Genomic DNA, 13,233 nt, shown 5'->3' with positions numbered 1-13,233 from the left:
AGGCATGCAATTCTTCTTTGAAGCGCTGATCGGCGGCCTGCTCTCGGGCGTGATGTACTCGCTCGTCGCCTTGGGCTTCGTGCTGATCTACAAGGCGTCCGGTGTGTTCAACTTCGCGCAGGGCGCGATGGTCTTCTTTGCGGCGCTGACGGTGGTCGGTTTTGTCGGCAAAGGGGTGCCGCTGCCGATCGCGATCGTGCTGGCCTTCGGCGCGATGGTGCTGCTGGGCTTGGCGACCGAACGCTTCGTGCTGCGCAAGCTGGTGGGCCAGCCGCCGATCTCGCTCTTCATGGCCACGATCGGGCTGACCTTCTTCATCGAGGGGCTTGCACCAATGCTGTGGGGCGACGCGGTGCAGCCGATCGAACTGGGCATTCAGGACGAGCCGATCCCGTGGTTGCTGGAGCGCTTCGACATCGTCGTCAGCCGCTTCGATCTGGTGGCTTCCGGCATCGCGGCGGCGCTTGTTGTCGTGCTCGCGATCTTCTTCCAGAAAACCCGCATCGGCCGCGCGCTGCGTGCGGTGGCGGACGACCATCAGGCCGCGCTCTCGATCGGGATTCCGCTCGAACGCATCTGGGCCATCGTGTGGGCGGTGGCGGGCTTTGTGGCACTGGTGGCGGGCCTGCTGTGGGGCTCGCGCAACGGCGTGCAGTTCGCGCTCACCTTCACCGCGCTGAAGGCGCTGCCGGTATTGGTGCTGGGGGGGTTCGACTCGGTTGCTGGCGCGATTGTCGGCGGGCTGATCATCGGTGCCTCCGAGAAGCTCGCCGAGATCTACTTGCCGCCGCTGATGCAGGCTGGCTTCGGCGGCAATTTCGGCGGCATCGAGGGCTGGTTCCCTTACGTGCTGGCGCTGCTGTTCCTGCTGGTGCGACCGGAAGGTCTTTTCGGCGAACGCCACATAGACCGCGTTTGATTGGGAGATCCTGAATGCTCTACCGTGAAGCCGGTCAGTTCAAAGCCTCGTTCGCCGAGGACATGCAGATCTTCCCGATCCGGCAAGATCGCATCGCGATCGGGCTGCTGCTGGCATTCGCCTTCTTTGGCGTACCGCTGTTCGCCAGCGAGTACTGGTTCTCCGCGATCCTGATTCCGTTCCTGATTTTCGCGCTGGCTGCGCTGGGCCTCAACATCCTTACCGGCTATTGCGGCCAGCTTTCGCTGGGGACGGCGGCCTTCATGGCGGTCGGCGCCTACGCGGCCTACAACTTCCAGTTGCGGGTGGAAGGTATCCCAATCCTCGTGTCCTTCGTGCTAGCCGGCTTCACCGCGGCGGCGGTAGGTGTGCTGTTCGGCTTGCCGAGCCTGCGCATCAAGGGCTTCTACCTCGCGGTGGCGACCCTCGCTGCGCAGTTCTTCATCGTCTGGGTGCTGACGAAGTTCCCGTGGTTGTCGAACAACTCCTCGTCGGGCGTGATTTCGGCGCAGAAGATCCAGATTCTCGGTTTCAGCTTCGATACCCCTGTCTCGAAGTACCTGCTGGTGCTGGGCATCGTCGTCGTGATGGCCCTCGCGGCGAAGAACCTCGCCCGCAGCGGTACCGGGCGTGCGTGGATGGCGGTACGCGACATGGATGTGGCGGCACAGGTGATCGGCATTCCGCTGATGCACACCAAGCTTACGGCCTTCGCGGTCAGCTCGTTCTACTGCGGGGTCGCCGGCGCGCTATATGCCTTCTGCTATCTCGGCTCGGTGGAGCCGGACGGCTTCAATCTGGATCTTTCCTTCCGCATCCTGTTCATGGTGATTATCGGCGGCGTCGGCACGGTGCTCGGCTCCTTCCTCGGGGCGGCCTTCATCCTGCTGTTGCCGATCTTCCTCGACAACACGCTGCTACCGACGGCGCATGCGCTGGGCTTGCCGTTTTCGAACGCCACCGTGTCGCACATCCAGTTCATGGTGTTTGGTGCGCTGATCATGTTCTTCCTGATCGTCGAACCGCATGGTTTGGCAAGGCTCTGGCAGATCACGAAAGAGAAGTTGAGGCTTTGGCCATTTCCACATTGATCGGGGGATCGACGTGGCCATGGAAAACACAACGAGAAACACCCGGAGGAGACATCGCATGAAACGCATCGCACTCGCCGTCGCGGCCGCCGCGACCCTGGCACTGGGCAGCATCGGCACGGCTCACGCGCAGGCGAAGGAACAGTTCTTCCCGATCCTGTCATACCGCGTCGGGCCTTACGGCGCGAACGGCCAGTCGCTGTTCGGCGGCATGATCGACTACCTGCAGTACGTGAACATGAAGGGCGGTGTGAACGGGGTCATGATGACCTGGGAGGAATGCGAGACCGAGTACAACAACGCCAAGGGCGTCGAGTGCTACGAGCGGCTCAAGGGCAAGGCAGGTGCGAACTCGGCACCGGTGTTTCCGCTCTCCACCGGCATCTCCTACGCGCTGATCGACAAGTCCGCGGCGGACAAGATTCCGCTCGCGATGGTGGGCTACGGCCGCACCGATGCGGTCGATGGCTCGGTGTTCCCCTTCGCCTTCACGATGGTCGGCACCTACCAGATGCAGGCAACCGCGATCGTCAAATACCTGAAGGATCAGAACAAGGGCAGCCTTGCCGGCAAGAAGATCGCCTACATGTATCACGACTCCGCCTACGGCAAGGAGCCGATCGTCGCACTCGAAGCCGAGGCGCGGGTGAACAAGTTCGAGCTGGTACAGATCCCGGTCGCGCATCCGGGCAACGAGCAGGGTGCACAGTGGTTGAAGGTGCGCCAGGAGCGGCCGGACTACGTGATCTTCTGGGGCTGGGGCGTGATGAACCAGACCGCGCTGAAGGCCGCGCAGAAGGTCGGCTTCCCGCGCGAGAAGATGATCGGTTCCTGGTGGGCCGGGTCGGAAGAAGACACCGTGCCGGCGGGTGATGCGGCGAAGGGCTACATGAGCGCGACCTGGAACGTCGCCGGCAAGGATGTGCCGCTGGTCGCCGACATCGAGAAGGTGGTGTACGGCGCCGGCAAGGGCAACCTGAGTGACAAGGGGAAGCTCGGTTCAGTGCTGTACAACCGCGGCGTGTCGTACGGCATTCTCGCGGTCGAAGCGATCCGCAAGGCGCAGGAAAAGTACGGCAAGGGCAAGACCATGAGCGGCGAGCAGATCGCCTGGGCCATGGAGAACCTCGACCTCAACGACGCCAAACTCAAGGCTCTGGGCGCCACCGGCCTGCTGCCGCCGATCAAGACCTCGTGTGAGGACCATGAGGGCTCCGGCAAGATCAAGCTTCAGCAGTGGGACGGCACCAAGTGGGTGGTGAAGACGGACTGGATCGACGGTAACCGCCAGCTGGTGCACCCGCTGTTCAAGGCGAGCGCGGCGCAGTTCGCCAAGGACAAGGGCATCACGCCGCGCGACTGCAAGAAGGCGATGTAAGTCGCGCGCCGGCGGCGCACCAAAGCGCCGTCGGCTACCCGCTACCGTACCGGATCTGCCCATGTCGAACGCCCAGCCCGCACCTGCAACCGAGCGCTACCTCTCGGTCAACAACATCGAGGTCATCTACGACCATGTGATCCTGGTGCTCAAGGGGGTGTCACTCGAGGTGCCCAAGGGCCGCATCGTCGCGCTGCTGGGCGCCAACGGGGCCGGTAAGAGCACTACATTGAAGGCGATCTCGAACTTGCTCGGCGCCGAGCGGGGCGATGTCACCAAAGGCAGCATCGAGTTCGCCGGCACCCGCATCGACCGCCTCACGCCGGCCGAACTGGTGCGCCGCGGCGTGATCCAGGTGATGGAAGGGCGCCACTGCTTCGGCCACCTGACGATTGAAGAGAACCTGCTCACCGGCGCCTTCACGCGCAACGGCTCCCGCAAGCAATTGGCCGACAAGCTCGACAAGGTCTATACCTACTTTCCGCGTCTCAAGCAGCGGCGTACGTCGCAGGCGGGCTACACCTCGGGCGGCGAGCAGCAGATGTGCGCGATCGGCCGTGCGCTGATGGCCGAACCCGAGATGATCCTGCTCGACGAGCCCTCGATGGGCCTCGCACCCCAGATCGTCGAAGAGATCTTCGAGATCGTGCGCGACCTCAACCAGAAGGAAGGCGTGAGCTTCCTGCTCGCCGAGCAGAACACCATGGTCGCGCTGCGTTATGCGCACTTCGGCTACATCCTCGAATCCGGCCGCGTTGTGATGGAAGGCGACGCCGAGACGCTGCGCAATAACGAGGATGTGAAGGAGTTCTACCTTGGGCTGTCGAGCACCGGCCGCAAGAGCTTCCGCGACGTCAAGCACTACCGCCGCAGGAAACGCTGGTTGTGAGGTACGGCCGCTTCGGCGACGTGCTGCGTTGAGGCGGTGCGGTGTCGCCCGCACAATGCGTGATCAAGATCAGGGTGGCGTGAACTCGTAACAAGGGCTGCCGCCCCCGTTGGACCAGCCCTTCGCCCACTGATCCTTCGCGGCAGTAATGATCGCGAGCTGACTGTTCGTAAGCATGCTCTCGTATGAACCGATCATGTCCGCCGCGAAATTGCTCATCTCGCAGGGCGGCCGCAGGCGTGTCCGCTTGGTTGCCTTCGCACGCCGTAGCGGCTGCCCCGGCATGGTGTCGTAGATGTGGCCGCCGTACTCGATCCACATATGCTCCGGTGCGCCGTCGGTGGCGTACTGAAAGCCACCATAGATGGTGCATGCCAATGCCGTCGAAACGTCGGTCCGACACGCTTCGACAAGGCCCTGGATCTTCGCGTCGAGGTTGGTGTCAGCGACGAGCTTCCTGCGTTTGCGTGCTCTTGTGCCGTCGAGCGCGGCCAGCAAGGCTTCGCTGGACTTGTTGTCGTACAGCATGTTTACGTTGTGCGCCAGAACATCGCTGCGATATCCGTCAATTGCCCAGACGTGGCAGGAACACCCCTCAACGAATGACATCATCAATCTCCGGTCTATGAAGTCGTCATGGCGAGACGCGAACGATAGGTGCATTGCGTTGTCGCGTCCACCGCGAGGGGGCCCAGGCCGGCAGTCACGCGCACCTGCGGCAGAACCGGGTCGTGGTGCGGCATGACCGGGTAATGCGGGCGTCACGAAAAACCCTATCGACGGTATGCCTTTCGGGTTGCGAGAACGTGACCAATACTGAAGCTCCAGGGTACCGAGAAAGGATGGAGTAATGCGCCATCCTGTACGCGTCGCTGAAGCGCTGGATGATGCGGTGCTTCTTGAAGAGTTGTGTGAGGTGGTGCCGGTCGGGATTGCGGTGCTGGATGCTGACCTGCGCTACCTGCGCGTCAATCGCGCGTTCTCGGCAACCACGGGCGCTGATCTCGCCGAGCATGTGGGTCGCAGTGTGCGTGAGCTGTTGCCAGAGGCGGCTGACGGCATCGAATGCGCGATGCGTCAGGTGCTCGCGAGTGGTGAGGCCGTGCTCGACGAGCCGCTCTTCGCGGCGCCGGGCGAGCCGCGTAGCTGGCTTGCCTCCTATCATCCGCGCCGCAGTGAGCATGGTGATGTCGTCGGCATTCTTGCCGTGACGCGGGACGTCACCGCGCAACGCGATGCGCTGCAGGAGAGCGAAGCGCGCTTCCGCCAGGCGGTTGAGTCGGCACCCGATGGACTCACGATGGTGGACGCGGTGGGCCTCATGCAGCTGGTGAACAGCAAGATGGAGGTGCTGTTCGGCTACACCCGCGCCGAGTTGCTGGGGCAACCGATCGACATGCTGATGCCGGAGCGATCGCGCGCCCATCACCCGACGCTGATGCGCGGCTTCTTTGCCAACCCCAGCGTGCGCGACATGGCGAACCGTCGCGAACTCTACGCACGGCGCAAGGATGGCAGCGAGTTCCCGGTCGAGATCGGGCTCAACCCGATCCCAGCCAGCAATGGCCAGCTGGTGCTCGCTTCGATCGCGGACGTCACCGCACGCAAGGCTGCGCAGGCGCAGATCGAACGCGCGCTGGCGGAGAAGACCGCCTTGCTGGACGAGGTACACCACAGGGTCAAGAACAACCTGCAGGTGGTGTCGAGCCTGCTCAACCTGCAAACCCGAAGCGCCACCCCGGAAGCGCAGGCCTTGCTCGCCGAGAGTCAGCGGCGTGTCCGCGCGATGGCGCTGATTCATCAGCTGCTCTACGAGCGGCGGGATTTCAGCGAGGTCGATCTCGGGACCTATCTTGAGCGGCTCGTGGCCTTGTTGCGTGACTCGATGGCACGTGGTCGCGCGGGACTGCGTCTGCGGCTCGAATGCAGTGCGCGTGTGGTGCTTGATCTGCAGCGCGCGGTGCCGTGCGGGCTGGTGGTCAACGAGCTGGTCACCAACGCGATCAAGCATGCCTTTCCGGATGGTCGCAGCGGTGAGGTGCTGATCGCGTTGCAGCGCGATGCCGACGGCGCCGGCCGGATCATCGTCGCCGACGATGGCGTGGGCCTGCCGCCAGCGGTGCAGCCGGGTGAGGTGGTCACGATCGGCTTCCAGTTGCTGCCGTTGCTGGTCGACCAGCTACAGGGTCACTTCATTCTCCACCGCGACAGCGGGACGCGCTTTGAGATCGTATTCCCGGCCGACAAGGAGGCAACATGAAGGGTATCCGCGTGCAGATCGTCGAGGACGAGCGAATCGTTGCGCTCGACCTCAAGCACAGCCTTGAAGCCTTGGGTTGCGAGGTCACCGGTATCGCCGCGCGCGGCGACGACGCGGTGGGGCAGGCCGAACGCCATCACCCCGACCTGGTCTTGATGGACATCCATCTCGACGGTGCGATGGATGGCACCGAGGCGGCGCGCCAGATCCATGAAAGCCTGCGCATCCCGGTCGTCTTCCTCACTGCATACGCGGAAGATGAGACGCTGACTCGCGCGGCCGCCAGCGTGCCCTACGGCTACCTCCTGAAACCCTACGAATTGCGCGAGCTGCGCGCCACCGTGCGCATGGCGGTGAACCGCCGCAATGCCGAGCTTGCGACCGAACGTGCGGAAGAGCGCTTGCGCATGGCGGTCGACGCCGCCGAGCTGGGCGTGTGGGAGTGGGATGCCGCCGGGGATTGCATGCAGGTCGGCGGCCATTTCAAGCGGATCCTCGGCAACGAGCCGCGCGCCTTCAGCGAGGGGCATGCCGCGTTTCTTGAACAGGTGCATGAAGACGACCGACTGGCGCTGATGTCCGCGTTTGAGTCGGAGGATGGTATCCATGCCACCGTTCGAATGCGGCGCGAGGACGGCATCTTCATCTGGGTCGAAGTGCATGCGAAGAGCTTCCGTACGATGCCGGACGATGGCTGCCGTCTCGTCGGCGTGTTGTGCGATGTCACGGAACGGCGCGAGATGGAGGAGAAGCTGCGCCAGGCCAGCGTCGTGTTCCGCACGACAGCGGAAGGCATCGCGATCATGGATGCGACGCGCAGCATCATCTCGGTGAACCCCGCTTTCTGCTCGCTGACCGGTTACACCGCGCCCGAGGTGATTGGCCGTAACCCGGACGAGTTCCTGCATGCGCGCCGCCACAGCGATTCCTTCTACGCGCGGCTTGAGGCCTCGGAGCAGGGGTACTGGAACGGCGAGATCAATTGCCGCCAGAAGGGCGGCGCGATGTTTCCCGCCTGGGAGCATGTCTGCGCCGTGCGCGACGAAGCCGGCACTGCCCTGCAGTTCGTGCTCGCGTTCTCCGACATCAGCGCGATCCGCGAAGCGGAAGCCCAGCTCAATCACCTTGCTTACCACGATGCCCTGACGGGGCTTGGCAACCGCCATTTGCTCGGCGAGTGTCTGGAAACCGAAATCGACCGCGCACGCCGCAGCGGCATGCCCCTGGTGCTGCTGTTCATTGATCTGGATGGCTTCAAGACGATCAACGACACGCTGGGCCATGCGATCGGCGATGCGCTGCTCAAGGAGATCGCAATGCGGCTGCGCGGCGCCACCCGGCGCAGCGATACCGCGGTGCGCCTCGGTGGCGACGAGTTCTTCATCATCGCGCCCGACATCGCCCGCGTGGAAGACGCCGCCGCGCTCGCCGAAAAGTTGCTGCAGGCGATCGCCACGCCGATCGACGTGGCCGGCGAGCAGCTTGTGGTCTCCGGTTCGATCGGTATCGCGATCTATCCGGCCAATGGTGATGACGCCGACTTCCTGATCCGCGCGGCCGACAGCGCGATGTACGACGCCAAGGCGCGCGGCCGCAACCGCTACTGCTTCTACGCGCCGGATATGGCAGAGCGGGCGCTGGAACGGATGACGATCGAGCAGGGCTTGCGCCGTGCGCTGGAGCGGCAACATTTCGAAGTGCACTACCAGCCGGTGGTGGCGCTCGATGATCGCCGCGTGATCGGCTTCGAGGCACTGGTGCGTTGGCGGCATCCCGAGCGTGGTCTGATCGGGCCCGACCGATTCATCCCGGTCGCCGAGGAATGCGGCCTGATCGAACCGATTGGCCGCTGGGTACTTCGGACTGCTTGCGAGCAGGGGGCGAAGTGGCTCGCGGAAGGCCACGCCCCGAGCCAGATTGCGGTCAACGTTTCGGTGCGTCAGTTTGGCGCCGAGGACTTCGTCTATACCGTCCGCAGTGTGTTGGCCGAAACCGGTTTTCCGGCCGCGCAGCTCGAACTCGAGATCACCGAGAGCGTGCTGCAGGAGATCGAGCACAGCCAGCATGTCATCGAGGCGCTCAAAACGCTCGGCATCCGTATTGCGATCGATGACTTCGGCACCGGCTTCTCCTCGCTGTCCTTGCTCAAGCATCTGCCGATCGATCGCCTGAAGATTGATCGTTCCTTCGTGCGCGATCTGCCGCACGACGCGAACGACGCGGCCATCACGCGCGCGATCATCGGCCTGAGCCACACGCTGGAACTCGAGATGACCGCCGAAGGCATCGAAACCGAAGCCCAACTCGAATTCCTCCGTGAGCTGGGCTGCCAGTGCGGCCAGGGCTACCTCTTCGCGCGGCCGGCGCTGGCTACTGCGCTATTCGTCGACGGGCAATCCAAGGGCCTCAACTAGCGATTTCACCGCGCCTGTGTCATCGCGCCTCAAGTTCGCGGCGGGCGGGCCGTTGGTGCGAGCATTGAGGTCGTACCCCTTGCCCATGATCCGCACGCCCGCCACGCAGGTAATGATTGCCCGGAGTCGCCGCGCGCGGCTGCGGCAGTGTGCGTATGCGGGTCGCCGGTTGGCGATCGTGGCAGCGCTGGCGTTCATGGGCCCGGCTCACGCCAGCGAGCCGGATTGGCAGCTCAACGGCTTCGCCAGCCTTGGGGTGGCGCGTTCCAGTTTTGACGACGCGGCCTACCGGTACCAGCCAACCGCCGATGCGGCGATCGGCACCGATCCCTCACCGCGTATCGACACCCTCGCGGGCATGCAGCTGCGCTACCAACCGACGGATTCGCTGAACTTCACGGCGCAACTGCTGGCGCGTGACCCGCCGGTCAGCGGCTCACCGGTCGTCCTCAACTGGGCCTACCTCGGCTGGCAGATGGCCGACCGCACCGAGCTGAAGCTCGGGCGAATCCAGCTGCCATTCTTCATGTACTCCGACACCCGCAACGTTCGTTACGCGCAGACATGGGTGCGCCCGCCGGGTGAGCTCTACGGTCTGGTCGGCAACAGCGAGCATCACGACGGCGCCTACCTGCGTAACCTTCAGGCGCTCGGCAGCTGGAGCATGGTGACCGAGTTGTTTGTCGGCTACGGCGCCAATCAGAACCGCAACTCGTCGCCATCCGGTACCTACTACGGCATTGCGTTGACCGGCTACGACGCGCACTGGACCTTGCGTGCCATGTGGCTCAACGGCAACACGCACATGGAATCGCAAGCGCTCGCGGCGGTACTGGCCACCCTGCAGCAGCGTGCCCCGGACGTCGCCGCCGACTACGCCTACGAAACCTTGAAGAACGCGGGCTACCACACGATCGGGCTACGCTATGAGGACGAGCGCTGGCTGCTGGTTGGCGAAATCGCCGGTACGCGAACCGGCAATACGCGAATCCTCGCCGACGACGTGGCCGCCTACCTCACTGCCGGTTGCCGCTTCGGCGCCTGGCAGCCTTACCTGAGCTACGCCGCGCGGCGCAGCGCCGGTGTCGATGCCGATCCGCGCATCGTCGATCCGATCGCTGCGCGCACCGTCGGTGCGGTGCTGGCGGCGCAGAACTACTCGCAGGACACGGCCAGCCTTGGGCTGCGTTGGGACCTTGCGCTGAACCTCGCCCTCAAGGCGCAGTTTGATCGCGTCATGCCGCGTGACGGCGCGCGCGGCACGTTCACCCAGCCGCTGCCTGCCGGGCGGCAGCACAGTGACGTGATCAGCTTCGCCGTGAATCTGATCTTCTGATCATGCGGCGCGCCCTAGTCCTTCTCCCCCTGCTGGCCTTCGCGCTGGGCATGCCTGCGCAGCTACGCGCCGCCGAGCCTGGCGAAGCCGTCGTGGTGGTCGCCGGACACGCCAGCGCCATCACCGGACTGACCCGCGATGAAGTCACCCGGCTCTATCTGGGTGAGCGACTCGATGGCGGCAAGGCGCCCCTGAAAGCACTTGAACTCGATATCCCGCCGTGGACGCGCGAAGCCTTCTACGCGCGACTGTTGGGGCGTTCGCCGGTGCAGATGCGGGCGCTGTGGGCACGCTTGGTGTTCAGTGGCAAGGGCCGGCCGCCCCGCATCGTGGCCGACGTGGACGCGGCCATGCGCGAGTTGGAGAGCGATCCGAACACCGTCGTCTTCATGCCCGCCGAAAGTGCCGTGACGGCCCGGCTCAAGCCGTTGTTCGCGTTCTGAGCCGCTGCGTACGTATCCAGCCTGTCAGCAAGGGTTGCCAAAGATGTCGGCGCGGCCGCACGCGCTGGCTGCAGTTCACCCGTGTGCGCAGCGCGTGCCGCCCGGTCGCGGCGAGCCTGCGGCAAGACACACCTGCACACATCCTGTCGCTCACGGGTCACAGGTGCTTGCTGCCTAGACTCTGCGCACGGCATGTGCCGTGTTCCGGAGTCCAATCGTGATGACTCGAAATCGCAACTGGCTGCAAGGCGGGATTCTCGTCGCGCTGATCGCAGGCGCCACCCCGGCGTTCGCGGCGCGCGATGCCTCGCAAGCATCGGCGCAATCCTCCGCGGCGGTCTCTTCGGCCGTTGGCGCGGTGGTGGGTGGCAGCGCCGAGGCATTGTCGGCAGGCGGTGAGTTGTCGGTGGTGGTGATCGAGCGTGGCAGCGAAGCGACGGTGCTGGTGCTCAAGCAACTGGGCAGCGGCGTGGAGGTCTCGGTCAAGCTCGCAGGGCAGGCGGCCGGTGGGTTGTCGGTCGCCGTGGGCACCACCGTGCAGGTGATGACCGAAGCCGCCGGCTATGTGCTGACCTCCGCGGGCAAGGCGATCGCCTTTGTGCCAAATGAAGTGGGCAACAGCCTGTTGCAGCACACCCGCCTGACCGAGGCCACAAAATGAAGCGACTGCGCGCGTGGCTGCTTCTGCTGCCGCTGCTGGCGGCGCCCTGCGTGCAGGCGGGCCAGGCTTGCACCGAACATGCGCTCGAGCCTGAGAGCCTGCGTAAGGCCTTCGGGCTGGCCCTCAAGACGCGTGAGGCGCTGGACCAGAGCGGCGCGGAAGTGGTGCTGCTGGCGCGGGTGGGGCAGGACTTGTCGAAGTGGGGGCTGCGCTACACACACCTTGGCTACGTCTGGCGCGATTCACCCGACGGCCGCTGGACCGTGCTGCATGAACTCAATCAGTGCGGCAGCGCGACTTCAGCACTGTATGCCGAGGGCCTGGCGAACTTCCACGCTGACGACCTGTTCCGCTGGGAGGGCCTGATCCTGGTACCGCCGCCTGAGCTGCAGCAGCGCCTTGCCGCCGCCTTCCGCAGCGGGGCGTACATGACGATGCACGACGCGCGCTACAACATGCTCGCCTATCCCTTCGACGCGCACTACCAGAACTCCAACCAGTGGGCGATCGAAGTGCTGGCGGACGCCGAGGGCGGGCCGTTTACCGGCCGCCCGGAGGCGCAGCGCTGGTTGCGGCAGGCCGGCTATCAGCCGACCACGCTGAAGATCGACGCTGCCACCCGCCTGGGCGCGCGCATGTTCCGCGCCAACGTGGCTTTCGATGACCAACCCTTCGACCGCCGTATGGCGGGCCAGATCGATACCGTGACGGTGGAGTCGGTCTACACCTGGCTGGCGCGCTACACGCCGGCGGCCCGGCGCACGCTGGTGCGCCTGTAGCGCAAGCGGGCGGGGCGGTGGCGGCGATCCGCTAGAATCGGGCGGATGACTCACGCTGCAAAACCGCTGCCGCCCCGCCGCCTCTCCGTCGCGCCGATGCTCGACTGGACCGATCGGCACTGCCGCTACTTCCACCGCCTGCTGGCGCCGCACGCTTGGCTGTACACCGAGATGGTGACGACCGGCGCGCTGCAGTATGGCGATGTCGAACGCCATCTGCGCTTTCATGGCGAGGAGCACCCGGTCGCGCTGCAACTGGGCGGCTCCGACCCAGCCGCGCTGGCACATGCCGCGAAACTCGGCGAGGCGTGGGGCTACGACGAGATCAACCTGAACTGCGGCTGCCCATCGGAACGGGTGCAGAACGGTGCTTTCGGCGCCTGCCTGATGGCCGAACCCGAGCTGGTGCGCGATGGCTGCCGCGCGATGCGCGACGTCGTCTCGATCCCGGTCACGGTAAAGCACCGCATCGGCATCGACCGGATCGAGGACTACAGCTTTGTGCGCGACTTCGTTGGCACGGTCGCCGAGGCAGGTGTCACCACCTTCATCGTGCATGCCCGCAATGCGTGGCTCAAAGGCTTGTCACCGAAGGAAAACCGCGAGATTCCGCCGCTGCGCTACGAGTTTGCACATCGCCTGAAGCAGGAATTCCCGGAGTTCGAGATTCTCGTGAACGGTGGGCTTGCCAGCACCGAGCAGATCGAAGTTCAGCTCAAGCATGTCGATGGCGTGATGATCGGGCGCGAGGCTTACCAGAACCCCTGGGCGCTGACCGAGTGGGAGCGCGCCCTGTTTGCGCCGGAATGGGCGCCGTCGCGGGAACATGTGATCGCCGCGCTGGTCAGCTACTGCGAGCGCGAGAAGGCGCAGGGGACCACGGTGCGTGCGATCGTGCGCCATGTGCTGGGGCTGGCGAACGGCTTGCCCGGTGCGCGCGGCTTTCGCCGGCTGCTGTCCGACCCGCAGCGCCTGCGCGCCGACGACCCGCAGCTGCTGTGGGAAGCGTGGGCCTGTGTCAGCACAAGCCCGACCGATGCGACAACCGACTGACGAGATCCAC

General features: G+C 64.9%; 12 protein-coding genes. 11 read left to right on the top strand and 1 reads right to left on the bottom strand.

Annotated elements, in window-relative coordinates; genetic code table 11:
• Positions 1-4 precede the first annotated feature (4 nt).
• The 4 genes from JY500_RS21130 to JY500_RS21115 all read left to right on the top strand — a co-directional run bounded on the left by JY500_RS21130 (position 5) and on the right by JY500_RS21115 (position 4,277).
• Positions 5-919, top strand: coding sequence for a branched-chain amino acid ABC transporter permease (locus JY500_RS21130; RefSeq protein WP_172202322.1), 915 nt, complete (start codon positions 5-7; stop codon positions 917-919).
• Positions 920-933: 14 nt separating this feature from the next.
• Complete coding sequence (locus JY500_RS21125; protein WP_172202323.1) at positions 934-2,010, top strand: branched-chain amino acid ABC transporter permease; 1,077 nt, start codon at positions 934-936, stop codon at positions 2,008-2,010.
• 58 nt (positions 2,011-2,068) lie between these two features.
• Positions 2,069-3,388, top strand: a complete 1,320-nt coding sequence (locus JY500_RS21120) for an ABC transporter substrate-binding protein (RefSeq protein ID WP_172202324.1) — start codon at positions 2,069-2,071, stop codon at positions 3,386-3,388.
• A 61-nt stretch (positions 3,389-3,449) separates the two neighbouring features.
• A complete protein-coding gene (locus JY500_RS21115; RefSeq protein ID WP_172202325.1) occupies positions 3,450-4,277 on the top strand; it encodes an ABC transporter ATP-binding protein in 828 nt (275 codons plus the stop codon).
• A 69-nt stretch (positions 4,278-4,346) separates the two neighbouring features.
• On the opposite strand, the gene JY500_RS21110 is transcribed toward JY500_RS21115, so the two are convergent.
• Positions 4,347-4,886, bottom strand: a complete 540-nt coding sequence (locus JY500_RS21110; RefSeq protein ID WP_206254503.1) for a hypothetical protein — start codon at positions 4,884-4,886, stop codon at positions 4,347-4,349.
• A gap of 241 nt (positions 4,887-5,127) precedes the next feature.
• On the opposite strand from JY500_RS21110, the gene JY500_RS21105 reads away from it, so the two are divergent.
• The 7 genes from JY500_RS21105 to dusA all read left to right on the top strand — a co-directional run bounded on the left by JY500_RS21105 (position 5,128) and on the right by dusA (position 13,223).
• Entirely contained in the window at positions 5,128-6,537 is a 1,410-nt protein-coding gene (locus JY500_RS21105) for a sensor histidine kinase (protein ID WP_206254502.1), read from the top strand.
• On the top strand, positions 6,534-8,951 hold the full coding sequence (locus tag JY500_RS21100; protein ID WP_206254501.1) for a two-component system response regulator: 2,418 nt from the start codon (positions 6,534-6,536) through the stop codon (positions 8,949-8,951). The genes JY500_RS21105 and JY500_RS21100 overlap by 4 nt, the downstream gene beginning before the upstream one ends.
• 169 nt (positions 8,952-9,120) lie before the next feature.
• A complete protein-coding gene (locus tag JY500_RS21095; RefSeq protein ID WP_206254500.1) occupies positions 9,121-10,287 on the top strand; it encodes a hypothetical protein in 1,167 nt (388 codons plus the stop codon).
• Positions 10,288-10,289: 2 nt separating this feature from the next.
• Positions 10,290-10,730: a hypothetical protein gene (locus JY500_RS21090; protein WP_206254499.1), complete on the top strand. Its 441-nt coding sequence runs from the start codon at positions 10,290-10,292 to the stop codon at positions 10,728-10,730.
• Positions 10,731-10,950: 220 nt separating this feature from the next.
• The gene (locus JY500_RS21085; RefSeq protein ID WP_206254498.1) at positions 10,951-11,391 is read left to right on the top strand and encodes a hypothetical protein; all 441 of its coding nucleotides are present in this window, start codon (positions 10,951-10,953) and stop codon (positions 11,389-11,391) included.
• Positions 11,388-12,170, top strand: coding sequence for a DUF2145 domain-containing protein (locus JY500_RS21080; protein ID WP_206254497.1), 783 nt, complete (start codon positions 11,388-11,390; stop codon positions 12,168-12,170). The genes JY500_RS21085 and JY500_RS21080 overlap by 4 nt, the downstream gene beginning before the upstream one ends.
• Positions 12,171-12,215: 45 nt before the next feature.
• Positions 12,216-13,223: a tRNA dihydrouridine(20/20a) synthase DusA gene (dusA, locus tag JY500_RS21075; protein ID WP_206254496.1), complete on the top strand. Its 1,008-nt coding sequence runs from the start codon at positions 12,216-12,218 to the stop codon at positions 13,221-13,223.
• The last annotated feature ends 10 nt before the right edge of the window (positions 13,224-13,233 follow it).

It is taken from the genome of Niveibacterium microcysteis, from assembly GCF_017161445.1.
Taxonomy (GTDB): domain Bacteria; phylum Pseudomonadota; class Gammaproteobacteria; order Burkholderiales; family Rhodocyclaceae; genus Niveibacterium; species Niveibacterium microcysteis.
Note: the sequence above shows the minus strand (reverse complement) of the source record. Positions and strands in the feature narration are given on the sequence as shown.

What these genes read in the sequence shown, in the direction of transcription:
- JY500_RS21130 (WP_172202322.1), top strand. Translation starts at nt 5, where the DNA reads ATGCAATTCTTCTTTGAAGCGCTGATCGGCGGCCTGCTCTCGGGCGTG.
- JY500_RS21125 (WP_172202323.1), top strand. Translation starts at nt 934, where the DNA reads ATGCTCTACCGTGAAGCCGGTCAGTTCAAAGCCTCGTTCGCCGAGGAC.
- JY500_RS21120 (WP_172202324.1), top strand. Translation starts at nt 2,069, where the DNA reads ATGAAACGCATCGCACTCGCCGTCGCGGCCGCCGCGACCCTGGCACTG.
- JY500_RS21115 (WP_172202325.1), top strand. Translation starts at nt 3,450, where the DNA reads ATGTCGAACGCCCAGCCCGCACCTGCAACCGAGCGCTACCTCTCGGTC.
- JY500_RS21110 (WP_206254503.1), bottom strand. Translation starts at nt 4,886, where the DNA reads ATGTCATTCGTTGAGGGGTGTTCCTGCCACGTCTGGGCAATTGACGGA.
- JY500_RS21105 (WP_206254502.1), top strand. Translation starts at nt 5,128, where the DNA reads ATGCGCCATCCTGTACGCGTCGCTGAAGCGCTGGATGATGCGGTGCTT.
- JY500_RS21100 (WP_206254501.1), top strand. Translation starts at nt 6,534, where the DNA reads ATGAAGGGTATCCGCGTGCAGATCGTCGAGGACGAGCGAATCGTTGCG.
- JY500_RS21090 (WP_206254499.1), top strand. Translation starts at nt 10,290, where the DNA reads ATGCGGCGCGCCCTAGTCCTTCTCCCCCTGCTGGCCTTCGCGCTGGGC.
- JY500_RS21085 (WP_206254498.1), top strand. Translation starts at nt 10,951, where the DNA reads ATGACTCGAAATCGCAACTGGCTGCAAGGCGGGATTCTCGTCGCGCTG.
- JY500_RS21080 (WP_206254497.1), top strand. Translation starts at nt 11,388, where the DNA reads ATGAAGCGACTGCGCGCGTGGCTGCTTCTGCTGCCGCTGCTGGCGGCG.
- dusA (WP_206254496.1), top strand. Translation starts at nt 12,216, where the DNA reads ATGACTCACGCTGCAAAACCGCTGCCGCCCCGCCGCCTCTCCGTCGCG.